The organism is Streptomyces sp. Je 1-79, from assembly GCF_025195125.1.
GTDB lineage: Bacteria > Actinomycetota > Actinomycetes > Streptomycetales > Streptomycetaceae > Streptomyces.
Genome location: NZ_JAMGSL010000002.1, coordinates 415,230 through 439,196 on the forward strand (window position 1 = coordinate 415,230; position 23,967 = coordinate 439,196).

Consider the following 23,967-nt stretch of genomic DNA (forward strand, 5'->3'; position numbering starts at 1 on the left):
GTGGTTCACCGCCCCGCCCCCGCCCTCCGAGGAGCACCCACACCGTGTCCACCACACCCGCGCCCACCACGGCCAATTCCACTGCCCCGCCGCCGCGTTCGGTCCTGCGCGACCCCGCCTTCCTGCGCCTGTGGACGGGCACCACCGCCTCCGGCCTCGCGACCTGGGCCCTGCCCTTCGTCCTCGGGCTCGCCGTACTCCACCGCGACCTCGGTGGAGCGGGACTCGGCCTGGTGCTCGCCGCCCGCACCGTCGGCTTCCTCGTCGCCGTCGCCGTCGGCGGCGTGCTGGCCGACCGGCACTCCCGCCGCGCGGTCGTCCTCTGGTCCGCCCTCGCGGCCGCGGTCGCCGCGCCGCTCCTCGCCGCCGGGCTCGGCCGTTCGGTCGTGCTGATGGCGGCCGCCGCCGCCCTCGCGGGCGCCGGACAGGGCGCCTGCCGCCCGGCGTTCCAGGCACTCACCGCCGAGACCGTCGCCCCCGAGCGCCGTCAGCAGGCCAACGCCGCCATGACGATGGCGGTACGGAGCTCCACGCTGGCCGGCCCCGCCCTGACCGCGCTGCTCGCGGCCCTCCTCGACGTCGGGACGCTGCTGCTCGGCATCGGTCTCCTCTGGCTGGTCGCGGCGCTGGTCCCCGGCAAGGGCACGATCGGCCCGCCCAAGGGCGCCGCATCCGGCTCGGCCCAAAGCACCGGCTTCCGTACGGAGTTCCTGGAAGGCATACGGGAGGCGCGCCGCCATCCCTGGTTCCTGGCCGGACTCGGCGCCCTGGTCGCCGTCATCGCCCTCGGCTACTCCGCCACCAGCGTCGCCCTGCCCCTGATCAGCCGGGACCGCTACGACACCGAGTGGGTGCTGGCCGCCGCCATGACCGCGTACACCGTGGGCGCGCTGGGTGGCGCCCTGGTGATCGCCCGCCTGCGGCCGCGCTCCCAGGGCTGGGCGGCCTTCGCCGGGCTCGCGGCCTACGGCTTCGCACCGCTGAGCCTCGTGCTGCCCGTGCACCCGGTCGTGGTCGTCGCCGCGTACGCCGTGGCCGGGGTCGGCATCGAACTGTTCAACGTGCCCTGGTTCACGGCCACCCAGCGCGAGGTCGCCCCGGACAAGCTGGCCCGCGTCTCCTCGCTGGACTTCCTGGTCTCCTACGGTCTCGCGCCGGTCGGCCTCGCGCTGATCGCCCCGGCCATCGACCTGTTCGGGGTCACCGCCGTCCTCACGGTCTGCGCCGCGGCCTGCTTCCTCGTACCGGCGGCGGCGGCCCTGACACCCACGGCCCGCCACTTCGGGCGCACGGACCCGGCCGCCACTGACGGACGGCCGCCGCTGTGAAGGCGCGGAAGTGACGGAAACGTGGCCCTCACAGGAGAGCGAGGGCCACGTTTCCACGCGTTCGGTTCAGAGCCGTCTCAGCTCCCACAGCCGCCAGATCGCGTTGCCCTCCGCCAGGTGGTGGCCGCCGATGACCGTGGAGCGGGTGACCACATGGTTCTTCTTCTGCCACAGGGGAACCAGGGGGACATCCCGCGCCACGGCATCCTGAATCGACCAGAACTGCGGGACGCTCTGCCCGCGATCGCTGTGCCGCTGGGTGTTCCGGATCGCCGTGTCGACCTCGGTCGAGGTGTATCCGTTGTGAAGAACGTTGCCTGTACCGACCAACGGCTGGACGAAGGTCTCAGGGTCGGCGAAGTCGGGGATCCAGGCACTGACGAAGGCGTCGAACTCGCCGCGCTGGTAACGGTTCTGATAGGCGTCCCAGTCACGCTCCTCGACGAGCTCGACTTCGAAGAGGCCGTCCGTCTCCAGTTGCCGCTTCAGTTCCCCCGCCTCCAGAGCGGCGGTGCCGGTCTGATGGCCGAGCGTGATGGGCACCGGCGTGGTGATGCCGGCGGAACGGAGGCGCTGTGCCGCGTACCGGGGATCCGCCTCGGGGTATGCGTCCAGGAACGCGGTGTTGTGACCGACCACCCCCTGGGGGACGAGGGAGTACAGCGGAGTCACCGTGTACCTGAACACCTCGCCGGCCAGGCGCCCGCGGTCGACGAGGGCGGCGACGGCCCGGCGGGCGGCGACGTCCTTCAGGGGATTGCGTGCGGAGCGCAGGTTCATCACCAGGTAGCGGGCGTGTGCGCTCTCCCCGACGGAGAGGCTCACGTCCGGGTCGCGGGGGTCGAGCCGCTCGAGGGCCGCGGACGGCAGCCCGCTGTAGGCGACCTCGATGGTTCCCGCTTTCCAGGCCTTCTCGACGTCCTGCGCCGTCGGGTAGTAGCGGATGTTCACCGGCACTCTCTTCCTCGTCACGGCCCCCTTGTACGCGGGGTTCGACGCGAGGTCGATCGCCTCTCCCTTCCGATACGAGGTGACCACGTACGGGCCGGAGCCGACGGCGCTCGCGTTGCCCCGGAGACGGTCGAGGGGAAACTCCGCCGGATCGACGATCGAACCCGCCCCCGTGGCGATCTTGTGCGGCCAGGTGGCATCCGCCGTGCGGAGGTGAAAGGTCACGAAGGATCCGCGGGCCTCCACCGAGCGCAGGTTCGCGAACAGCGGCCCCGGCCCCAGCGGATGGCGTATGCGCAGGATCCGGTCGAACGAATGCTTCACCGCCGCGGCGGAGACCGGGTTCCCGTTGGAGAACACCACGCCGTCACGGAGTTCGCACCGGTACGTCCTGAGCGCGGAGTCGGTGAATCCGCACGTCTCGGCCACGTCGGGCCTGGGGCTGGGCGACCCCGCCTCGAAGGTCAGCAGGCTCTGGTAGACGTTGCTGAACACCGCCCAGGACCCGTTGTCGTACGCCCCGGCAGGATCGAAACTCGTCAGGGCGTTGGCCGTCCCGATGACGATCGGACGTTGCTCCTCCTGGCCCGGCAGCAGTTGGCAACCCCCGATCACCAGTAAGGCGAACGAGCCGGCCGCGATGGCAAGGCGGTTCCGTTTCATGTTTGGGTCTCCTCGCGACAGGGACACGGCGACGAGCGGTCGCTCCGGGGATCACGCGGGGACGGCGGCATGGGCGCCGTCAGCCGACGGGGGGTGGCACCGCCGTCCGCCGTCAGCCGACGGGGGAGGTGGCACCGCCGTACGGACTGCCCGCCTTGCCGGCCGCGTACGTCAGCATGGGCCTGACCTTGTTCCAGAAGCCGTTCTGGCAGGAGTACGCCGGGTGGAAGCCCCCGCAGCCGCCGCTGCTCGGCCCGATCTCCCAGGTGAAGGCGGGAACCCCGAGCTGGTCGTAGATCCAGTCGTCGTGGCCGCCGCTGGCGTCGTAGAGGATCTCGCCCGGCCGGCCGTACTCCCATCCCCCGGCCAGCCGGGCCATCTCCTTGCCCATGGCCCGGAGCGCGGCGTCGTTGCCGCTTGCCGTGTCGCCGTCGAAGCCCCAGGGGAAGAGGACCATGTCGGAGTAGCTGTGCAGGGTGACGAACATGCCCCTGGTGCCGGACGCGGCGGCCGCCGTGTCACCCGTGGCGCGGGTGTCGGGGAACAGCTTGCGGTAGAGGCCCTGGAGCGCCTTGTTCTCGGACTCGGAATCCGCCGACCTGCCCTTGTAGACCGGGTCGCACGGGTGGGAGCTGGTGCCCGCGCCACCCCAGTGGCTGTTGTTGTTGCGGTTGAGGTCGATGCCGCTGCCGGTGCCGGGGCCTTCCGCGCAGGTGGCGGCGGCATGGGTGTGGTTGGCGTTCTTGCGGTGCCACTGCTGACCCGTCGGACCGCCCGTGAACCCCTGTTGGACCATGTCCACGCCGTCGGGGTTGCCGACCGGGACGACCCAGACCTCGCGGGTGTCCAGGATCTTCGTGGCCGTGGCGTCGGATCCGTAACCGTCGGTGAGGTAGTCGATCCAGCGGTAGGCCATCTCGCCCGTGGTCAGTTCGCGGGCGTGCACCTGCGCCTGGACGAGGAACCGCGGCCTGGTGGAGTCGGGCGTCAGCCGGCAGCTTCCGCTCTGCTTCTTGGTGAGGCAGATCGCCTTGAGGTCGTAACCGCCGGGCCTGCCGGTGGACTTGCGCCACGAGTCGCCGATGTCGACGACGGTGGCGAGCGACGCGTGGTCGGAGGCGACCTGATCGAGGTGGGCGTACTGGGCGTTCACGGTGCGGTAGCCGCCGTAGTACGTCTCCTCGGCCACTGCGGCGGTGAGCGCGGGCGCCTGGCCGCTGCGCCGAGGCGGCTCCCAGGCGGCCGGGGCCAGCCTCTGCTCCACCTTCGGCCGCAGGCCGGCGGAGTTCAGATGCAGGGCGGTCGCCGCGTCGCCGAGGACGAACAGATCGTCCCCGTCGCGGTCCTCGAGCAGGTCGAGACCGGCGAGCCTCCCGGGCGGCAGGTGCGCGCCGCCGGGGATGCGGTAGACGTAGGCGCGGTCGTCGCCGACCGCGCTCGGGCCGGCCGGTGCGGCCATGCCGTAGCCGGTGCCGGCCAGGACGGCCGCGGCGGTCGCGGCCACGGCCGCCCAGTGGATCGACTTCGCTTTCACAGGGACCTCGTTCGGCGTGGGGGGAGGTGGTGACGGTGGGGACCCATGGCCTGTCCGGCCGGTGCCGGAGCCGGGTCGACACGGGCACCGGGCCGGACAGGCCGTCTCAGGGGTCAGGGCGTCACTACCGGCCGATGAAGCCGGTGTTGAGCAGGTTGTTGGGCGAACCGGCCCCGATGCCGGTCAGCTTGCCCTTGGTGGCGTTGTCCTTGAGGGCGGCGTGCACCTGCGCGGGTGTGGCCGTCCGGTCGACCGACAGATAGAGCGCGGCGGCGCCCACCACGTGCGGGGTGGCCATCGAGGTGCCGGACATCGTCGCGGAGGCGGTGTTCGTCGTGATGCCGGCCGAGACGATGTCGGAGCCGGGGGCGAAGATGTCGATGCAGGAACCGATGTTGGAGAGGCTCCACCTGCTGTCGGTGCGGGTGCTCGCCCCGACGGTGATCGCCTCGGGCACGTTGGCCGGGATGATGTTGCAGGCGTTGTAACCGGAGTCGTTGCCCGCCGCGGCGACGTTGACGATGCCGGAGGCGACGGAGTTCCTCACAGCCGTGGCGACACCCGGACTGGAGCTCTTGAAGCTCATGTTGGCGACGGCGGGCTTCACGGCGTTGCGGGTGACCCAGTCGACGCCCGCCGCGATGGCCGTGGCGGTCGTGCCCCCGGCGCAGTCGAAGACCTTGACGCCCACCAGCCTGACGCCCCTGGCGACACCGTAGGAGGTGCCGCCGACGGTACCGGCCACATGGGTGCCATGCCCATGACAGTCCGTGTTGTTGCTGTCGACGGTGTTCGTGCCCCAGGTGGCGCGCCCGCCGAAGTCGGTGTGCGAGGTGCGGATACCGGTGTCGATGACGTACGCGGTGACGCCCGCGCCCGTGTTGGGCGCCGAGTAGGTCCCGTTCAACGGCAGGCTCTGCTGGTCGACACGGTCGAGCCCCCAGGAGGAGACCGCCTCCAGGGAGGCCACGGTGTCCTGCTCGACCGAGGCGACGGCCGGGTCGGCGGCGAGCCGCTTGGCCTGCTTCTCGGTCATCCTGATCGAGAAGCCCTTGAGCGCGGAGCTGTAGGTGTGCTTCACCTTGCCGCCGTACCGCTTCGACAGGGAGGCCGTCCGGTCCTGGACACCCTTCGCCGTGGTGTCGTCCTCGAGGAGGACGAGGTAGCTGTCCTTGACGGTGTCGCGTGCGCCGGCTCCCAGGATGCCGCCCTCGGCGGCGGTCGCCGTGCTCGGCACTGCGGCGAGCGCGGCGGCGGTCAGAACGGCGGCGAGCGCCGTCCCGATTATCCTGCGCGCGGGCAGTGCGGATCTCTTGTGCATCAGTGCTCCTTGATGGCGGTGCCGCCCCGGTGGCCCGGTGGCCTGTGCCCGTGGGGGTGGACGGCAGGAGGGGTCCGCCGCGCGTCGGTGGGGGACGAACGGCCGCGGCGGAACCACGACAAGGATTGGGCCGCGTCCAACGGCCTGTAAATCACTGTGCGTTTCTGGTTCCGGACAATGTCCTGTTCTGCCGGGACGGGTGCGGGCGCAGCAGGACAGACGGTGCACAGAGGGCGAAATGACCCCGCTCCGCCGGGTGTTCGCGGGATCTTGACGGCCGCAGGAGCGCCACTTACAGTCCCCACGTCGGCGCCCCACCGCCGGTGTGGGAGGTACGCATGTTCCTGCTGGAGCCCATCGGTCTCGGCCGGCTCGAGAACGACGCCTACCTCGCCCTGCTCGATCTGAAGCGGGCCACGGCGGAAGAGCTCGCCGACAGCGTCGCCTGCTCCTCGGCCGAACTGCGCCCCGCCGTCCGTCGTCTCCTCGACCACGGGCTCGTCCAGCAGCTCGGCTTCACTCCCCCGCTGTACGCCCTGGTCGCGCCCGACGAGGCTCTGCCCGCGCTGATCAGCCGACGGCGCGGCGATCTCGCCCAGATGCACAAGCGCGTCGAGGAGCTGGCAGACCGGATGCGGGCCCGTCCCGCGGGCAAGGGGAAGCCGGTCGTCGAACTGCTGGAGGGCGAGGACGCCGTCCTGGCCGCGGTGTCCCGGCTCCAGCTCGAGGCCCGCGAGGAGATCGTCGCGGTCGACGCCCCGCCGTACATCGGCGGCCAGAGCAACCCGAACGACCTCGAACTGCGTCGGCTCGCGGACGGTGTCGCCTACCGGTTCGTCTACTCCCGCGAGGCGCTGGCGTCGCCCGAGCACATGGCGGCCATGCGTCGCTGCACCGATGCGGGGGAACAGGCCCGGGTTCTGCCGGACGTCACGCTGAAGATGGTCGTCGTCGACCGGACCACCGCGCTGCTGCCCGTCTCCTACGCCGACCCGGACCCGGGCGTCCGGCTGCTGGTGCACGAGTCGGCACTCGTCGACGTCCTCGTCTGCTGCTTCGAGAGCCTCTGGGCGCGCGCCACGCCCATGACGGAGACCGAGGCGCCGTGCGGCCCGTCCGCCAAGGACCGCGAGCTGCTGTCGCTGATGGCGTCCGGCATGAAGGACCGCACGATCGCCCGGTCCCTCGGCGTGACCGAGCGGACGGTGGGGCGCAGGCTCACCGAGCTGATGACCGAACTGGGCGTGGAGACACGCTTCCAGGCCGGTGTCCAGGCGGTCCGCAGGGGCTGGCTCTGACACGTCCGACAGGCGGGAGGGCCGACCGAAGCTGCCGTGGGCGCAAGCCGCCCACGGCAGAGAACGGCCAAGTCTCCACAAGGGGACCCGGGAAGGTGCGGACACCGCCGGCCACGACGTGGAAAATCGAGGCCCCCGACCGGGCCCGACGGACCGCCCAGCGGCTGCCCGCGCGCCACATCCCGAAGCCGGCATCCCGGAGAATGCCCCACCCGGTCCGGCATCCAGATCCTGATCCCCTAGATACGTTACTAGTAGGTACGTTATTGTCCGTCCAAGCCAGTAGTCGTCAAACCGCCGTAGTCCCCCGTGACGCCGGTGCGGCACTGGCCTCTGACCCGAGCGATCACGGCGCGGCCTTGACCTGCCACCTTTCGACCGCTCCACTCCGAAGGAGCCGACTATGCCCACCCTTGACCGCCAGGACAACGTCTTCGTTCTCGACCTCGGAGACGGCGAGAACCGTTTCCACCCCGACTGGATCGCCTCTGTCCATGCCGCACTGGACGAGGTGGAGAAGGCCGACGGCCCCCGGGCGCTGGTAACCGCCGCCACGGGGAAGTTCTACTCGAACGGGCTGGACCTGGAGTGGCTGTTCGCGCATGCCGACCAGCACCAGAACTACGTCATCTCCGTCCACGAGCTCCTCGCGCGGATGCTGTCCCTGCCGGTCATCACCGTGGCAGCTCTTCAGGGGCACACCTTCGCGGCCGGCGCGATGTTCTCCCTTGCCCACGACTTCCGTGTGATGCGCGCCGACCGCGGCTACTGGTGCCTGCCCGAGGCGGACATCAACATCCCCTTCACCCCGGGCATGTCCGCCCTCATTCAGTCCCGGCTGACACCGCAGTCCGCCCACACTGCGATGCTCACCGCCCACCGCTACGCAGGCGGCGACGCCCAGACCGCCGGCATCGTGGACCGCGCAGTCGACGAGGACGCGGTCCGCGCCACTGCCATCGAGATCGCCCAGGCGCAGGCCGGCAAGGCCGGCGACACCCTCGGCACCATCAAGGCCCGCATGTACGCCCCGGCCCTGGCCACCCTTCGGGACTCCGCCAACCCCCTCGGCTAGACACGAATGGTGCGCAGGCGGCGGCGGGCAGGAGGACAACAGCCCCCGCCGCCTCGAGCGCATCGCGCTTCCCCTTCGTCCGAGTGGATTCGAAGCCCGGGTCGGCCTGCGTCTCCTGGATACCGAGCTGCGGTTGGTCCGGTACAACTCCGCACGCGCGCGTGCCCACCTGAGTTCCTCGGACGCAGGTTCATCGACGTGCTCCGGGTCTCGACGTCGTGGAGGCGGACGCGTTGAGAACGTGGTCCGCGGGGTGTGGGACACCGGCAGGCCGGTTGGCGATGCGCTGGTGACGGTACGTTCCAGGCATGAGCCGTTTACCCGGGTCACAGCATCGGTGCCGGGGTTCCGGCTGGAGGTCCCGCAAGGGCGTCGCCGCGGAGTGGCGGGTGCGATCGTCGATGCCACAGACCGTCACCGGGCCCAGGCTCGACTCGCCAGACCCTCACCTCCCCCTGCGACAGGCCGCCAGTCGTCCGCTCGATGACGCCGAGCCGAGTGCACCCCCGGCGGGGAAAGCGAATGTGTTCCCCGAGGACGCGCCGTACCGCCGCAGCATGGCCGACCTTCAGCCCCGGCTGGTGATTCGGCGGGACCCGGACACCGAGGGCTCGCCCGGGACGCTGTCCGGGCCCGCGCGCTGCGTGAGGCCGGGGTGCACTCGATGATGGTCGTTGCCCTGTCAGCGCGGGGCCCGGGGCACCAACCGGGGGTGAACCGCGGGGACGCATGCCGGGTGCTTATCGAGCCACGTCGATCGCGTGTTCCTCCGGCTCCCTCAGCTCGCGCTTGAGGATCTTGCCCGTGGCATTCATGGGCAGGACGTCGCGGAACTCCACGAGGCGGGGGTACTTGTAACCGGCCATCTCGTCCCTGCACCAGTCGATCAGCTCCTCCTCGGTGAGCGTCGCCCCCGGAGCGCGGACCACGCACGCCTTGATCTCCTCGCCGTGGCGGTCGTGCGGCACCCCGATGACGGCCGCCATGCTCACGGCGGGGTGGGTGAGCAGCACCTCCTCGATCTCCCGCGGGTACACGTTGAAACCACCGCGGATGATCATGTCCTTGGCGCGGTCGACGATGTAGAACCATCCGTCGGCGTCCCGGCGGGCCAGGTCACCGGTGCGGAACCAGCCGTTGCGCATCACCTCGGCGGTCGCCTCGGGCCGGTTGTAGTAACCCTTCATGACGTTGTGGCCGCGGACGACGATCTCGCCGATCGCGTCGGCGCCCTGGACCGGTGCCCAGTCCCTGTCGACCAGATCCACCTCGACACCCCAGACGGGGCGCCCGATGGAGCCCGGACGCACCTCCTCACCCGGCGGTACGAAGGTGGCCACCGGGCTCGTCTCCGAGAGGCCGTACCCCTCCATGATGGTGACCCCGAAACGCTCACGGAAGCGGCGGTGGATCTCGACCGGCAGTGCCGAGGCTCCCGACCCGGCCATCCGCAGGTTCTTGGCGATCAGCGACAGGTCGGCATCGGGCGCCTCCTCTTCGAGCAGGGCCCAGTACATCGTGGGAACTCCGGCGAAGAACGTGACGGCATGACGCTGCATCAGAGCGAGGGCGGCGCGGGCGTCGAAACGTGGCAGCAGCACAAGCGTCGCCCGGGAGGCGATGCCGGCGTTCATCTGAGCGACCTGGCCGAAGGAGTGGAAGAGCGGCAGGGTGATCAGGTGGACGTCGTGCTCGATCTCGCCGAACAGCTTGTGGCAGGTGAGGACGTTGAGCATCAGGTTGGAGTGGGTGAGCTCGGCGCCCTTGGGGCGGCCGGTGGTGCCGGAGGTGTACAGGATGAGCGCGGTGTCACCGGACTCGGTGGCCGCTGTCTCGAAGTCCGCGCTCTGGGAGGCCAGCGCCGCGGTCAAGGTCTCGGCGCCCGCGATCGGAGAGATCTCGGTGGGGGCCGCGGTCATCAGGAAGAAGTCCTCGCACCCGGGGGTCTCACCGAAGCCGGACCAGCCCTCCTGCCCCATCGGGAGGTCCACGGTGCCCTCGAAACAGAAGTACGCCTTCGCTCCGGAGTCGGCCAGGTGGTACGCGATCTCGCGTCCCTTGAGCAGCACGTTGAGCGGGACGACGACCGCCCCGGCCTTGAGGATGCCGTAGTAGACGATCGGGAACCAGGGCAGGTTCGGGCACGACAAGGCCACCTTGTCACCGGGCTGGATGCCGCGCGAGCGCAGCAGGTTGGCCACCCGGCGGGCGGCCGTGTCCAGCTCGGCGTAGGTGAGCCGCTGGGTGCCCAGCACGACCGCCGTGCGGTCGGGCACGGTGCGGGCGCTGTTCTCCAGCAGGACGGCGAGATTGAGCATGAGGTCTCCGTTGGGGATGCTTCGGCGGGCGCCGAAGGCGTGGCGGATACGAGGCCGGCAGGACCGCGGGCGGCCGCAGGTCAGCCCCGCAGCGCGGAGGCGAAGAGTGCGGGCAGTTTCGTCAGGCTCGGCGCCGCTGTGAAGCGGGTGAGGCGTTGCACCGTGGTCAGCGAGGTGCGGTTGGTGACGAAGTACGGGGGGCGGGGTGACAGCGACGGGTCACCCGTGACCAGGCCCCGGGGGGCAGGTGTGAACGGGGCGCGCAGCACGGTCTTCTCGATGTCCTCAAGCATGAACGCGTTGTGCACGAAGCCGATGCCGCTGCCGATGTCCTGGCGGGTGTGGCCGGGGAACGCGCCCCAGGGGGTGAAGCCGAGGAGGAAGCCGACGCCGGACCAGCAGTTGACGCCCAGGGTGCCGTACCGCAGCTCCGCGATGGCGGTGCGCACCGTCTCCCGGTGGGCCTTCTCGGTCTTCGGGTGGACGATCAGGGTGGCGCCGAGGGTGCCGGGCAGGGTGTCGTTGGCGAAGTCGACGGCGTGGCGCAGGAATTCGGCCGGGGTCGCGCCGGGCAGGCGTACGACGCCCAGGGCGCTGCCGAAGACCTCGTCGGTGATGAGGACGTCGTCGTGGTGGTCGGTGATGTCGGGGACGAGCAGCCGGCAGTCGTCGCCGTGCGTCTCCGCCTGCGGGTGGGCCTCGCGTACCGCGGCGAGGCGGCCTGCGGCGCCGGGGTAGTAGTCGGCGCGCGGGGGCAGATCGCGCAGTACCCGCCGGATCTCGTCGAGCAGCCGCTCGGTGCCGTCCCAGTCGCGCGGCAGGACCAGGATCTGGCTGGCGATGCAGTTGTGGCCGGAGTTGTTCATCTTGCTGGTGACGACGTGCTCGGCCTGGAAGCGGAAGTCGGCGTCGCTCCATGGTCCGGGTGCCACGATGCAGGGGCTGACGCCGCCCAGTTCGCTGCTGAAGGGCTTGGCGATCAGCGGGAGGTCGTCACGGCGGCGTTGTTCCGCCTTCTCGTCGGTGCCCCAGACGATGGCGTCGTGGGTGCGGTCGCTGCCGGTGACATGTATGGCGTCGACGCCTTCGTGGCGGGTGAGATAGGCACCCTCGGCCGCGCCGCCGTCGACGAAGCGCACCCAGCCCCGCTCGACGAACTCGGCGAAGACGTACTCGAAATGGGGGCGCAGGTAGGCGTTGACCGGGTTCATCTTGGCGATGACGACCTGGCCCTCGGCGTAGAGCTTGTGCAGGATGTCCAGCGCGGTGATGGCGGCGACGTTGCCGGCGCCGAGTACCAAAGCCAGGGCCGGGTCTCCCTGCCTGCCCCGGTACTCGCCCGCGGCGCCCGCCCGCGTCTGCTCCGCCGTGACGCCGGGGCGCAGCCATACCTGGGCCCGGAACCCGTTGAGCAGCAGGGTGTCCCAGCCGGTGGCGGGGAAGACGTCCACGCGGGTGCGGCCGTTCTCCTCGTGGACAGCCTTGGCATCCAGCGGATCCCTGCCCGCTGCGATCCGTCGCAGGACGTGCAGAAGCGCCGCGGCGTTCTGGACCAGGGCCCAGGGGCCGCCCATCCAGTCCTCCGCCGCCCAGAGCGAATCCGGTTCGTACCCCTTCGCCCGGGAGCCCGCGCCGGCCATCTCGGCCGCACGTGCGACGACGCGCGGCTGCAACCGCTCCAGGAGGGCTATGCGTTCGGTGAGCGGGGTGCTGGACCAGGACTCGGCGTTGCCGCGTACGTCGGCCACGGTGCGGTCGAGGAAGGAGGTGTCGAGGGCGCTGCTGTTCAACGTCGTCCTTTGCGGAAGGTCGGGAGCGTGAAGGGCGGGGCCTGCCCCGTGCGTTGCGCAAGGAGCGGGCCCGTACGTGTCGTCACACGGAGAGCAGGCGGGCGTCGCGGTCGGGGTTGACCAGCGTGACGGCGGCGGTTCCGCCCACCAGGAGCAAGGCACCGGTGATCAGGACCGCGTACTCGTAGCCCCCCGTTCCATGGGTGTCCACGAGGCTGCCGATCAGCGTCGGAGCGATCAGACCGGCGGTGGTCACGACGGCGTTCATGATGCCCAGGGCGCCGCCGCGACGATTGGCAGGAGCCAGCTCCATGATGGTGGTAGCCGCGATGCCGCCCATCGCTCCGGAGAGGCCGAATGAGCCGACCAGCAGCACGACGGTCGCGGCACCGGCCGGGACCACGGGCAGGGCCAGACAGGACACACCGGAGATGAGCAGAAGGACGCCGCCGACCCAACCGCGGGCCCACCGGCTCGCGATGCCCCGGCGCAGCATCCATCCGGTCAGGCCCGCCTGCCCGAGCACCAGGATTCCGCTCAGACCCCAGAACAGCATCAGCAGCTGTGTGGACACGGCCGAGGAGTAGCCCAGCCCGTCACGGAGATAGGAGGGGAGCCACACCAGGGCGAAGGCGATCACCCAGTAGGTGCTGAAGTAGCCGATCGTGACACCGATCCACGTGCGGGTCGCAAGGATCCGGCGGTACGGCATCTTGGGCTGTGCCCGGCCCGCGGTCCCGGCCCGGGTCCCCTCGTCCGTCCCCGGCCCGTCGTCGGAAGACGCCTCGGCCGGGGAGCCGTTGTCCGACATGGTCGCGTACGGTCCCTCTCCACCGAACGGGATCCACAGCAGCGTCCACACCACGCCGACCAGCGCCACCGCGGCGACGGCCGAGCGCCAGCCGTGACGGTTGATCAACCACGTCAGCACGGGAGCGGCGACCAGGACCCCCAGCGTGATCCCCAGGACGATCAACGATCCGGGCAGGTTGCGCCGGTGGTTGGGGAACCAGGACAGGGTCGTCTGCTGGGCGACCGGGTAGGCGGGCCCCTCGGCGGCGCCGAGGAGAACACGAGAGGCGATGAGCACCGCGAGCCCTCCTCCGACCGCCAGTGGCGCCTGGGATACGGACCACAGAACGGCCATGATCAGCAGCAGCCACTTCGGCCGTACGCGGTCGGCAAGCAGGCCGACGGCCACACCGGAGATCGAGAACAGCAGGAAGAAGGCGCTGCTGGCGAGTCCGAAGGCCGATGCGGACAGGCCGAGGTCCTCTCGGATCTCCTCCGCGGCCAGACCGAGCACGGACTTGTCGGCGAAATTGATCATCATGAAGACGACGAGCAGCACGGTGACGATCCACGCGCGGCGTCTCGTTCTGCTCGGCGCCTTCACAGGGCCGGCGGGCACAGCGGGTGCGACGTCGATGTCGGTCACAAGGGCTCCGCGGAGACTGGATGGGGAGGGAGGGAGGGGCCGGGAGCTCGGTCAGGAGAGCGGGACGCCCGCGATGGCGATGCGCTCCATGACACGGCGCTGCGGGAAGTAGTCGCTGATCGCGTAGTGCTGGGTGGCGATGTTGTCCCACACCGCGACGGAACCCGCCTGCCAGCGGAAGCGCACCTGGTACTCGGGGATACGGGCCTGGAGCACGAGCTCGTCGAGCAGTTCGCGGCTCTCCGCGTCCGACAGACCGACGATCCGGGTCGTGAAGGGCTCGTTGACGTAGAGCACCTTGCGGCCGGTCCGCGGGTGGCGGACGACCACGGGATGCTCGACGGGCGGCAGGTTCTCGCGATGTGCCGCGACCTGGCGCGCGGTCATCAGCGCGCCGTGGCTCACCACCCAGTCGTGCACGGCGGTGAGGCCCTCGATCCGGGCCTTCATGGACTCGGTGAGGTTGTCGTACGCGGCCGCCATGTCCGCCCACATGGTGTCGCCGCCGGCGGTCGGGACCTCGACGGCGCGCAGCACGGAGCCGAGCGCCGGCGCGGCCATGAACGAGTGGTCGCTGTGCCAGATGTTCTCCGTGCCCATGAGCATGGCGTCCTTGGCCAGGCGGGTGACCACAGCGGTGTCGCCCTTGGGGAAGAAGGGGTTCTCCTCCGGCTCGCCCCACAGGGCGGAGAACGCGAGCTGGGACTGCGGGTCGAAGGCGTGCTGGTCGCGGAAGAAGAGCACCTTCCACTCCAGCAGTGCCTGCCGGATCTCCTCCGCGACGTCCTCACCGATCGGCAACGAGAGGTCGACTCCCCCGATCTCGGCGCCGATGTGCGGAGTGAGCGGGCAGACGTCCAGGAGTCGGTAGTCGGGCTGGGTAGCGCCCGGCGCCATGCGGTCGAGGGTGCGCTTCCCGTAGTGCATCAGCGGCTTGTCGAGCGCGGGGGCGGGGGTGGTGACGGCGCTGTCCATGAGTCCTCCGTAACGGCCGGAAAATCGTTACCGGAAGTATCGTTATCAGGGTGCGGTGAGGCAAGGGCTTGGCGACACGAAAAATGGGGCGCGGGTTGGCCGCGAATGCCAGGCGTCAGCCGGTCGGGCCCACAGCGCGGGCCACGAGCTCGACCAGCGTCTCCACGAAGCGGGCGTCGGGCAGCTCCTGCTCACCGACCAGCCGGAAAAGCAGCGGGGCGGCCACCAGCGTGGCCGCGGCCCGGACGTCGGTGTCGGGCGCCACGTCGCCGCGGTCGATCCCGCGCTCGAGGATGCGCCTCGTCTCGCCCGTGATCCGCTCGGTGTACTCCGCGTACTGACCCCGTGCCGCGCCTGTCTCGGCCGCCGCTCCGATCAGGCCCGCGATCAGCCGGTCCGAACCCGGCAGCCGATACGCCTCCAGGCGAGCGGCAAGGACAAAGCGGAGCTCGGCGCGGAAGTCGCCCAGATCAGGCACCGACAGGACGCCGAGACGGGTCTCGGCAGCGGCGATGATCAGATCCTGCTTGGTGGCCCACCGCCGATACATGGCCGGCTTGCTCACCCCGGCGCGGGACGCGACGGCGTCCATCGTGACCGCGCCGATCCCCTGCTCGGTGATCAGGTCCACGACCGCCGTCAGGACGGCTCCGGTGACCCGCTCCTCGCGCGGGCGCCCCGGCCCTCGTACGGCCCCGTCCGGCTTCGTATCCACCATGCTCAGAGCCTACGGTCTCCGCCGGACCTGCCGGAACGAGGTGAGTTCGTCGACCGGAGCCCCCTGCGAGGGGTACTGCCCGCCGAGCCCTGGTGGCGGGAGGTGATCGACTGATCGGCGTCTCGCCTGGGCTCCGAGCGCTGTCCTGCCCACCCGCCCACGCGTGCGGGCAGCCGTGTGTCAGACGGCCGCCCAGCCGCCAGCCGTGGACTTGCAGGCCCCGGGCCTACGCTTCCGGGCGGTCGCCCGAGGCTTGGTGGGTGTCCGCGCCGGAGCTGACGTGCCGCTGGGTCTCCTGCGGACCGTGCCAGTCCAGGCACATCACGGTGGCATCGTCCTCGAGTCGGTCGCCGGCTGCGCCCCGTACCGCCGAAGTCATCGCCAGAGCGGTCTCGCGGGGATGCAGGTTCCGGGTGCGCTCCAGAAGGCCGGGGAGATCGACTTTCTCTCCATGGCGCTCGAGCATGCCGTCGGTGAACATGAGCAGTCGGTCGCCGGGGCGCAGGTCGACGTCCTGAGCGCGGTACGGGTGGGGCACGGGCACGGACAGTCCGAAGGGATGGTCCACCTCGCAGGTGATCGCCTTCGCGACCCCTTGGCGCAGTCGCAGTGGCCAGGGGTGGCCGGCGTTGACGAGCTGGGCCCGCCCGGTGTGGAGGTTGATGCGCAACAGCTGTCCCGTGGCGTGGCCATGGCCGTGGTCGGCCAGGGCCTGGTCCGCCAGATGAGCCTGCTCCACCAGGCCGGCCCCTGCGCGACGGGCGCCCCGCAAGGCGCCGACCAGCACGGTGGCGGCCAGGGCCGCGTCGATGTCGTGCCCCATGGGGTCGGTCACCGACACGTGCAGGGTGTCGCGGTCCAGGATGTAGTCGAAGGTGTCGCCGCTGAGGTCTTCGGAGGGCTCGAGGCTCCCGCACAGGGTGAACTGGGCCGCCTCGCACGACAGGGACGGGGGAAGCAGCTGGTATTGGATCTCCGCGGCCAGGGTGGGCGGCCTGGAACGCTTGCCCCAGGTGTAGAGGTCGGTGAAGCGACCGTTGGCGATCACCACGTAGGCCAGGACGTGCGCGGCCTCCCCGACCGCGGTGAGGGTGTCCTCGCCGGGTCCGGCCGGCAGAAGGAGTTCCAGGAGCCCGATCGCGTCCCCCCGGTTGGTGACCGGCGCGATCACGCGGTGTCCGCGATGGGTCACCTCCTGGTACGGCCGCTGGGTACGGATCACATGCTCGTACACGCTGCCGAGCAGAGGAATCCGTTCCGCTTCCTGACCGTTCTCCCCCACAGCGGTGGTGGACAGCCGGGCCACCGCCCTCCCCGTAAGGTCCACGATGAGGAAGGAGACCTCGACGGCCTCGAACCGCCGTCGCAGATCCCGCGCGACGACGTCGACAGCATCCACCGGCGCGGCCATCTCCGCTGCCGTCAACAGCCGGGGAAGCTCACTCTGCCCATCGCTCACGGCCACGGTCCCTTCGGTGAGCCCCTCCTGCGCCGACCCGGCACTCCGCCAGGGTGAGCGCCACCGGCCAGGCTCTTCACCTACACATCATCCACCCGGAGGGAGCCGGCCACAGGTCTGCCGCATCGCGCCGCCGCGCGGCGCGGCAGGATACCGGCGTGTAGGGCAGCGGTGAACATCGAAGCAGCTCGGCGACGGGCGCGCACTCGCCCCGACCAGCGCCTTCTGCGTCAGGTCACCTCGGCCAGGCCACCTCGGCATCGCCGGACCCGCCCGTCCGCTCTTTCCACGGTGTCGACAGCACCGTGAGTGGTCCGCGATCTGGCACCACTCCAGGGCCGACCGGCCCGTCACACGCTCCCTGGTCGCTGACAACCCCTGACGATCACATCGTGACGACTCGTGCGGGCGGGCGAGGTCGAGGCGTCTCGTCGGCCCCGATCAAGCGTTCCCCGGGTGCAAGGTGGCCTCGCCGGTGAGACACACGCCGACCCTCACACCCGGTTCGACCCGCAGGGGGCCCGAAGTGCGAATGTCGATCGGCCGGTCCAGGCCGTCGACGGCGACCGTGACCAGGGCGTCGTGACCGAAGAAGCGAACGTCGGTCACGACGCCCGCGGCGTCGGCGGAGTCCGCCTCCGAGAGCCGGAGTTGCTCAGGGCGGAGGAGGACCAGACCGTCGCGTAGTCCCTCCGGGGCGGCTGCGAGCGGGATGCGTCCCAGCGCGGTCGCGGCGACGTCCTTGTCGGCGGTTCCGGGAACGAGGACGGCGTCGCCGACGAACGAGGCCAGCCAGGGGTCCACCGGCCGGTGGTACAGCTCCTCGGGCGTGCCGCACTGGGCGACGCGCCCCTCGCGCAGGACGGCGACCAGGTCGGCGGTGGAGAGGGCCTCCTGCTGGTCGTGGGTGACGAGCAGGGCGGTGGCGCCGCTCTCCCGGAGCACGGCACGGACCTCGGCCCGTACGGCCCCGCGCAGTCCGCTGTCGAGTGCGCTGAACGGCTCGTCGAGGAGCACGAGATGGGGCCGGGGAGCGAGCGCGCGGGCGAGGGCGACGCGCTGCTGCTGCCCTCCTGACAGCTCGTGCGGCATGCGCTCGCCGTAGCCCGGCAGTCCCACCAGGTCCAGCATCTCCCCCACGCGGGCTCGTCGGCCCGGACGGTCGAGGTCCGTGAGCCCGAAGGCGATGTTCCGGGCCACACTCAGGTGCGGGAAGAGCGCGCCCTCCTGGGGCACGATCCCGATCCGGCGCCGCTCGGGCGGCAGGTGGACACCGGGCCCGCCGAGGAGCCGGCCCGCGACGGTCACGGTGCCGGCGTCGGCCTTCAGGAACCCGGCGATCACCCGCAGCAGGGTGGTCTTGCCGCACCCGGAGGGGCCGAGGACGGCGGTGAGGGAGCCGCCGGGGACGGTGAGGTCGAGCCCGTCCAGGACCGGTGTCCCGGGCCCGTACGCCTTGACGGCCTGGCGGACGTCGAGCTCGTTCATGAGCGGTGCCTTCCGAGGAGGTACGAGGGGACGGCGGCGAGCAGGATCAGCGCGGCGGCGTAAGGGGCCGCCGCCGCGAACGAGCCGGTGCCGGTCTCCGTCCACAGCCGGGTGGCGAGGGTGTCCATGCCCGTGGGGCGCAGGAGCAGGGTGGCGGGGAGTTCCTTCATGCAGACCACGAAGGTGAGGGCCGCCCCGGCCGCGACGCCGGGGGCCGCGAGCGGCAGGGTGACCTCCCTCAGGACGCCGAACGGGGTGCGGCCCAGGGAGCGGGCCACGTCGTCCAGGACCGGCGGCGACTGCAGGACGGCGGCGCGCGTGGCGGCGACCGCGACCGGCAGGAAGAGCACCGCGTACGCGCAGATCAGGAGCGGCGTCTCCTGGTACAGCGGCCGGGCGTAGCGCACGGCGAAGAAGACCAGGGCGAGCGCGACGGTGATGCCGGGGACGGCGTGGCCCGCGTACGCGGCTTGTTCGAGCAGGTGGGCGAGGCGGCCCCGGTGGCGGGCGGCGATGACGCCGACCGGCAGGGCGAGCAGGGTGGTGAGGGCGGCGCCCGCGGCGGCGACGCCGAGGGTGGTGAGCGCGGTACCGGTGAGCGTGGCCGGGTCCCAGGTCGCGGAGGAGCCGACTGCGAGCCAGTAGCCGAGCGTGGCGAGCGGGAAGCCGACGGCCGCGGCGACGACGGCTCCGCACCAGGAGAGGGCGACCGGCCTGAGCCGGCCCAGGGCGGCAGGAAGGGCCCGCCGAGCGGTGCCCGTGCCGGTACGGGCGTAGTCGGCGCGGCCTCGGGTGCGGGTCTCGGCGGTGACGAGCAGCACGGTCATGAGGACCAGGACCGCGCTGAGCGCGGCGGCGGGCGTGCGGTCGAAGCTGGCCCGGTAGGAGGTGTAGATGCCCCGGGTGAAGGTGTCGTACCGCATGAGGGACACGGCGCCGAAGTCGGAGAGCACGTACAGCGCGACGAGGAGTCCGCCGCCGGCCGCGGCGGGTCGCAACTGCGGCAGGGTGACGCGGAGGAAGGTGCGGAAGGGGCCGTGGCCGAGGGAGCGGGCGACCTCCTCGTGTCCGGGGTCGGTGCCCCGCAGGGCGGCGGCGACCGGCAGGTACACGTACGGGAAGCTCACGAGGGTGAGCGCCAGTGCCGATCCGGTGAAGCCGGCGAGTGAGGGAGCGGCGGAGAGCCAGGCGAAGGCGGCGACGTAACTCGGCACGGCGAGCGGCAGGGTGACGAGAACGGACCAGGCGCGGGCGCCCGGCAGGGCCGTGCGGACGGTGAGCCAGGCGAGGGACACGCCGATCACCGTGCTGGCCGCGACGACCGCGGCGGTGAGACCGAGGCTGTGCAGCAGGAGTTCGCCGGTGCGCTCGTCGGCGATGACGTCCCAGGCGTAGGCGGGGCCGTGTTCCAGGGCGCGGACGGCGAGATAGCCGAGGGGCAGCACGGCCAGGGCGGCGGCGAGCACGGCGGGCACGATCAGCACCCAGGAGGGCCGGGAACCGGCGCGCCGCCGCCCGGCGGGTGCGGGAGCACCCGCCGGGCGGCGGTCGCGACGGGCCGGGGCGGAGAGCTCCGGTGAGGTCACGTCAGACCAGTCCGGCTTCCTGGAGCATGGCCAGGGTTTCCTTCAGGGAGTCGAGCTTGCCGAGGTCGATCTTCGGCGGCTGGAGGGTCTCCAGTGGAGGTACGCCCTCGGCGGTCTTCACGCCGGCGGCCAGCGGGTACTCCTTGGTCTCTTCGGCGAAGTACGTCTGGGACTCGACGGAGAGCAGGTAGTCGACGGCCTTCTGCGCGTACGCGGCCTGCTTCTCGTCGGCGCCCTTGAGTATGCCGACGCCGGAGACGTTGACGAGGCCGCCCGGGTCGCCCTTGGGCAGGTAGTGGATCTTGGCCTTCATCTTGTCGGCGCCCTTCTCCGCCGCCTGCTCGTACCAGTAGTAGTGGTTGAGCAGGCCGAGGGAGACCTCGCCCTTGTCGACGGCTTCGAGGACCTTGAGGTTGCCCTCGTACACCTTGGGCTCGTTGGCCTTGAGGCCCTTGAGCCAGGTGCGGGTGGCCTCGTCGCCCTCCAGGACGCGCATGCCGGTGACGAACGCCTGGAAGGAGGCGTTGGTCGGCACGAAGCCGATCTTGCCCTTCCACTCGGGCTTGACCAGCTCGTGGACGCTGCTCGGCGGCGTGGGGACCTGATCGGGGTTGTACCCGAGGACGCGCACGCGACCGCTGACACCGGTCCAGTCACCGCCCGACCCGCGGTAGGCGGTGTCGACCTTGTCGAGGGTGGCCTTCGGGAGCGGCGCGAGGCGCTGCTCCTTGGAGAGCGCGCCGAGGGCTCCGGCGTCCTGGGAGAGGAAGAGGCCGGCCTCGGTCTTGTCCCCCTCCTCCAGGAGCTGGGCGGAGAGCTCGGCGCTGTCGCCGTAGCGGACCTCGACGTTGGTGCCGAGGTGCTTCTCCAGCTTCTCGATGAGCGGCTTCACGAGGTTCTCGTTGCGGCCGGAGTAGATGACCAGGCCGGCGGGCTCGTCGCTGCCGCACGCGGCGAGCACGGGGGTGAGCAGGGCGGCCGCGGCGAGTGCGGTCAGGGTGCGGGCCAAGGGGCGGCGCATGTGGGTGGAGCCTTCCTGCGTGAACTACCGGGAGAACCTGTGAATAGGGCATTGATAAGGTAAAGCTAACCTAAGGGTCAAGTCAGGAAGTGATAACAACCTGGCCGCGAATGAACATCCGGAGACCCCTCCCCCTCTTCTCGATAAGGAAAGCCTTACCTACGATGCGCCCGTGACCCTGCTCCCCGCCCCGCCCGTCGGTGGCCACGCCCTCCCCCTCGCCCGGGCCCTCGCGCTCCACGGCGACCGCTCCGCCCTCGTGACCGCCGACGCCGAGATCTCGTACCGCGAACTGGCCGGGCGAGTCGAGGAGACGGCGCGGCGCCTCGGTCCGGGGCGGCGGCTGATCCTTCTGCCCGGCGCCAACACGGTCGAAGCACTTGTCGTCCACCTGGCCGCGCTCTCGGCCGGCCATCCCCTGCTGCTCGTGTCCGGCGACCACCCCGAGGCGGCGGATTCCCTGATCGCCGCCTACGACCCCGACGTCGTCGTCCACCCCGAGGACGGCGAGGAATGGCGCATCGAGGAGCGCAGGCCCGGCACCGCCCACGTCCTCCACCCCGACCTCGCGCTGCTGCTCAGCACCTCCGGCTCCACCGGCTCCCCCAAGCTCGTCCGGCTCTCCTACGAGAACCTGCAGGCCAACGCCGAGTCGATCGCCACCTACCTCGGCATCCGCGACACCGACCGCGCCGCGACGACCCTGCCGATGCACTACTGCTACGGCCTGTCCGTGATCCACAGCCATCTGCTGCGCGGCGCCGGCCTCGTCCTCACCGGCCTCTCGGTGGCCGACACCTGCTTCTGGGACCTCTTCCGCGCCGCCGGAGGCACGGCCATCGCCGGCGTCCCGTACACCTTCGACCTGCTCGACCGGGTCGGCTTCGCCGAGATGGATCTCCCCCACCTGCGGTACGTCACCCAGGCCGGCGGCCGCCTCGCTCCCGACCGGGTCAAGCACTATGCCGAATTGGGCGCTCGGCGCGGCTGGGACCTCTTCGTCATGTACGGCCAGACCGAGGCGACCGCGCGCATGGCCTACCTGCCGCCCGCGCTCGCGACCGAACGCCCCGGGGCGATCGGCGTCCCGGTGCCCGGTGGCTCGTTCTCCCTCGAACCCGTCGACGAGTCACCCGGCCAGGACGTCGGCGAGCTCGTCTACTCCGGCCCGAACGTCATGCTCGGTTACGCCCACACCCCCGACGACCTCGCCCTCGGCCGTACGGTCGACGTCCTGCACACCGGCGACCTCGCCCGACGCGCCGACGACGGCCTGTACGAGATCGTCGGCCGGCGCAGCCGCTTCCTCAAGATCCTCGGCCTGCGCATCGACCCCGGACAGGTCGAGGCCCTGCTGGGACGACACGGCCTCGACGCCCTGGCCTCGGGCGACGACGAGAGCCTCACCGTCGCCGCCGTCGGCAGACCCGGCTGGGACCAGCGGCGGATCCGAAGACGGATCGTGGACGAATGCGGCCTGCCCGCCCGCGCCGTCCACGTCCATCTACTGCCCGAACTCCCCCGCCTGCCCACCGGCAAGCCCGACTACCAGGCCGTACGCGCTCTTCGCGGCCCCGCCGAGGTGTCCCTGCCGGGCGCGGACGGAACCCCTGATGACCTGTGCGCGCTCTACGCACGGATCCTGGACCGCCCGGACGTGACGCCCGACGGCTCGTTCGTGTCCCTCGGCGGCGACTCCCTGTCGTACGTCGAGATGTCACTCCACCTCGAACAGCTCCTCGGCCGACTGCCGTCGAACTGGCACACGACTCCCATCCGTGAGCTGGAGCGGCGTGAGGCACCCGCCCCGTGCGGCCGGCGGCGGCTTCGGACCGTGGAGACCGGTGTCGTCCTTCGCGCGGTGGCCATCGTGTGCGTCGTCGGCTCGCACATCCGCCTCTTCGAGCTCCGCGGCGGAGCCCATCTGCTGCTCGCCGTCGCCGGCTACAACTTCGCCCGCTTCCTGCTCGCCTCTCCCGAACGCCGCGAGCGGACGCGCCGGACGGCACGCGGCATCGCGCGGATCGCCGTCCCCACCATGGTTTGGACCGCCTTCGCGCTCCTCGTCGACGACGACTACGACCTGTCCAATCTCTTCCTCCTGCACAACGCGCTCTGGCCCGAGGACATGGGCACCGGGATCCACCTCTGGTTCGTCGAGGCCCTCGTCTACATCCTGCTGGCGGTGATGGCGCTACTCGCCCTCGCCCCGGTGCACCGCCTGGAGCGCCGCTTCCCGTACGGGCTGCCGGTCGCCCTCATCGGCCTCGGGCTGCTCACCCGCTACGAACTCGCGGGGCTGCCGGACCGCGCCCAGATCACCGACGCGGTCACCGTCTTCTGGCTCTTCGCCCTGGGCTGGGCCGCTGCCCGGTCCCGCACCGTGCCGCACAGGCTCCTCGTGACGGTCGCCGCGCTGAGCACCGTCCCGGGCTTCTTCCCCGGCGAGCCGCGCCGGGAGCTGTTCGTCATGGTCGGCTTCGTCCTGCTGGTCTGGTTCCCCACCCTGCCGAGCACCCACCGGCTCAACCAGCTGGCCGGCCTGCTCGCCGGCAGCTCGCTCGCCATCTACCTGACGCACTGGCAGATCTATCCGGTCTTCGACGGGCTGTCGAAGCACCTGGCCCTCGTCGTGTCCCTGGCCTTCGGCATCGGATACGCGGCCGGCGTCAGCCGGCTCACCCACCGTGTGTCGGCGATGCGCACCGCCCGGAGGCGCCCGGCGTGCCCCGGCCGCGCGAAGCGGTCGGGACACGCCCGTCCGGCCCTCAGGTCAGGGTGGTCCCCCGTGAGCCGGGCGAGGCCCTTGCCGTAGTGGACCAGTCGAACCGTGCGGGGGTGGCGCTCGTAGCGGCGGTCGAGACGGCGGTAGCGGTCAGCCAGGACACGACCACGCGATCACCCACCGGCGGCGCCCAGGCTCCCTCCGACCGCGTCACGAGGGCGAACCGGAGACGGCCAGCCCCCCGACCGACACCCTCGAACCACGCATGACGACTCATCA

16 protein-coding genes are annotated in these 23,967 nt (G+C 71.2%); 4 read left to right on the plus strand and 12 right to left on the minus strand.

Going from position 1 to position 23,967, the window contains the following annotated elements; all coding sequences use genetic code 11:
- Nucleotides 1-44: 44 nt before the first annotated feature.
- Complete coding sequence (locus M5362_RS04740; protein ID WP_260226021.1) at nt 45-1,328, plus strand: MFS transporter; 1,284 nt, start codon at nt 45-47, stop codon at nt 1,326-1,328.
- 66 nt (nt 1,329-1,394) lie between these two features.
- On the opposite strand, the gene M5362_RS04745 is transcribed toward M5362_RS04740, so the two are convergent.
- From M5362_RS04745 to M5362_RS04755, 3 genes are all read right to left on the minus strand, one after another.
- Nucleotides 1,395-2,942, minus strand: coding sequence for an ABC transporter substrate-binding protein (locus tag M5362_RS04745; RefSeq protein ID WP_260226022.1), 1,548 nt, complete (start codon nt 2,940-2,942; stop codon nt 1,395-1,397).
- Nucleotides 2,943-3,054: 112 nt separating this feature from the next.
- Nucleotides 3,055-4,476 (minus strand): M14 family zinc carboxypeptidase, encoded by a 1,422-nt coding sequence (locus M5362_RS04750; protein ID WP_260226023.1) that lies wholly within the window; start codon nt 4,474-4,476, stop codon nt 3,055-3,057.
- Nucleotides 4,477-4,600: 124 nt separating this feature from the next.
- Nucleotides 4,601-5,797 carry a S8 family peptidase gene (locus tag M5362_RS04755; RefSeq protein WP_260226024.1) on the minus strand — a complete coding sequence of 399 codons (1,197 nt, stop codon included), beginning with the start codon at nt 5,795-5,797 and terminating at the stop codon, nt 4,601-4,603.
- Nucleotides 5,798-6,135: 338 nt separating this feature from the next.
- Between M5362_RS04755 and M5362_RS04760 the strand changes: the two genes are divergently transcribed.
- Entirely contained in the window at nt 6,136-7,095 is a 960-nt protein-coding gene (locus M5362_RS04760; protein ID WP_260226025.1) for a LuxR family transcriptional regulator, read from the plus strand.
- A gap of 403 nt (nt 7,096-7,498) precedes the next feature.
- Nucleotides 7,499-8,170 carry an enoyl-CoA hydratase-related protein gene (locus M5362_RS04765; RefSeq protein WP_260226026.1) on the plus strand — a complete coding sequence of 224 codons (672 nt, stop codon included), beginning with the start codon at nt 7,499-7,501 and terminating at the stop codon, nt 8,168-8,170.
- 740 nt (nt 8,171-8,910) lie between these two features.
- Here the strand turns inward: M5362_RS04765 and M5362_RS04770 are convergent.
- The 9 genes from M5362_RS04770 to M5362_RS04810 all read right to left on the minus strand — a co-directional run bounded on the left by M5362_RS04770 (nt 8,911) and on the right by M5362_RS04810 (nt 20,963).
- Nucleotides 8,911-10,488 carry a long-chain fatty acid--CoA ligase gene (locus M5362_RS04770; protein WP_260226027.1) on the minus strand — a complete coding sequence of 526 codons (1,578 nt, stop codon included), beginning with the start codon at nt 10,486-10,488 and terminating at the stop codon, nt 8,911-8,913.
- An 80-nt stretch (nt 10,489-10,568) separates the two neighbouring features.
- The gene (locus M5362_RS04775; protein WP_260226028.1) at nt 10,569-12,278 is read right to left on the minus strand and encodes an aldehyde dehydrogenase family protein; all 1,710 of its coding nucleotides are present in this window, start codon (nt 12,276-12,278) and stop codon (nt 10,569-10,571) included.
- An 82-nt stretch (nt 12,279-12,360) separates the two neighbouring features.
- The gene (locus M5362_RS04780) at nt 12,361-13,716 is read right to left on the minus strand and encodes an MFS transporter (RefSeq protein ID WP_260226029.1); all 1,356 of its coding nucleotides are present in this window, start codon (nt 13,714-13,716) and stop codon (nt 12,361-12,363) included.
- A 51-nt stretch (nt 13,717-13,767) separates the two neighbouring features.
- The gene (locus tag M5362_RS04785; RefSeq protein WP_260226030.1) at nt 13,768-14,691 is read right to left on the minus strand and encodes a TauD/TfdA family dioxygenase; all 924 of its coding nucleotides are present in this window, start codon (nt 14,689-14,691) and stop codon (nt 13,768-13,770) included.
- 115 nt (nt 14,692-14,806) lie between these two features.
- Nucleotides 14,807-15,409, minus strand: a complete 603-nt coding sequence (locus tag M5362_RS04790; protein ID WP_260226031.1) for a TetR/AcrR family transcriptional regulator — start codon at nt 15,407-15,409, stop codon at nt 14,807-14,809.
- Nucleotides 15,410-15,635: 226 nt separating this feature from the next.
- On the minus strand, nt 15,636-16,868 hold the full coding sequence (locus M5362_RS04795; protein ID WP_374214405.1) for a PP2C family protein-serine/threonine phosphatase: 1,233 nt from the start codon (nt 16,866-16,868) through the stop codon (nt 15,636-15,638).
- 441 nt (nt 16,869-17,309) lie between these two features.
- The gene (locus M5362_RS04800) at nt 17,310-18,356 is read right to left on the minus strand and encodes an ABC transporter ATP-binding protein (RefSeq protein ID WP_260226032.1); all 1,047 of its coding nucleotides are present in this window, start codon (nt 18,354-18,356) and stop codon (nt 17,310-17,312) included.
- Nucleotides 18,353-19,942, minus strand: coding sequence for an iron ABC transporter permease (locus M5362_RS04805; protein ID WP_260226033.1), 1,590 nt, complete (start codon nt 19,940-19,942; stop codon nt 18,353-18,355). The genes M5362_RS04800 and M5362_RS04805 overlap by 4 nt, the downstream gene beginning before the upstream one ends.
- A gap of 1 nt (nt 19,943) precedes the next feature.
- A complete protein-coding gene (locus tag M5362_RS04810) occupies nt 19,944-20,963 on the minus strand; it encodes an iron ABC transporter substrate-binding protein (protein WP_260226034.1) in 1,020 nt (339 codons plus the stop codon).
- Nucleotides 20,964-21,135: 172 nt separating this feature from the next.
- On the opposite strand from M5362_RS04810, the gene M5362_RS04815 reads away from it, so the two are divergent.
- Nucleotides 21,136-23,778, plus strand: coding sequence for an AMP-binding protein (locus M5362_RS04815; protein ID WP_260226035.1), 2,643 nt, complete (start codon nt 21,136-21,138; stop codon nt 23,776-23,778).
- The last annotated feature ends 189 nt before the right edge of the window (nt 23,779-23,967 follow it).

Excerpts from the sequence above, each read along its gene's own strand:
- M5362_RS04755 (WP_260226024.1), bottom strand. The coding sequence starts at position 5,797 with ATGCACAAGAGATCCGCACTGCCCGCGCGCAGGATAATCGGGACGGCG.
- M5362_RS04760 (WP_260226025.1), top strand. The coding sequence starts at position 6,136 with ATGTTCCTGCTGGAGCCCATCGGTCTCGGCCGGCTCGAGAACGACGCC.
- M5362_RS04765 (WP_260226026.1), top strand. The coding sequence starts at position 7,499 with ATGCCCACCCTTGACCGCCAGGACAACGTCTTCGTTCTCGACCTCGGA.
- M5362_RS04745 (WP_260226022.1), bottom strand. The coding sequence starts at position 2,942 with ATGAAACGGAACCGCCTTGCCATCGCGGCCGGCTCGTTCGCCTTACTG.
- M5362_RS04810 (WP_260226034.1), bottom strand. The coding sequence starts at position 20,963 with ATGCGCCGCCCCTTGGCCCGCACCCTGACCGCACTCGCCGCGGCCGCC.
- M5362_RS04790 (WP_260226031.1), bottom strand. The coding sequence starts at position 15,409 with ATGGTGGATACGAAGCCGGACGGGGCCGTACGAGGGCCGGGGCGCCCG.
- M5362_RS04800 (WP_260226032.1), bottom strand. The coding sequence starts at position 18,356 with ATGAACGAGCTCGACGTCCGCCAGGCCGTCAAGGCGTACGGGCCCGGG.
- M5362_RS04770 (WP_260226027.1), bottom strand. The coding sequence starts at position 10,488 with ATGCTCAATCTCGCCGTCCTGCTGGAGAACAGCGCCCGCACCGTGCCC.
- M5362_RS04785 (WP_260226030.1), bottom strand. The coding sequence starts at position 14,691 with ATGGACAGCGCCGTCACCACCCCCGCCCCCGCGCTCGACAAGCCGCTG.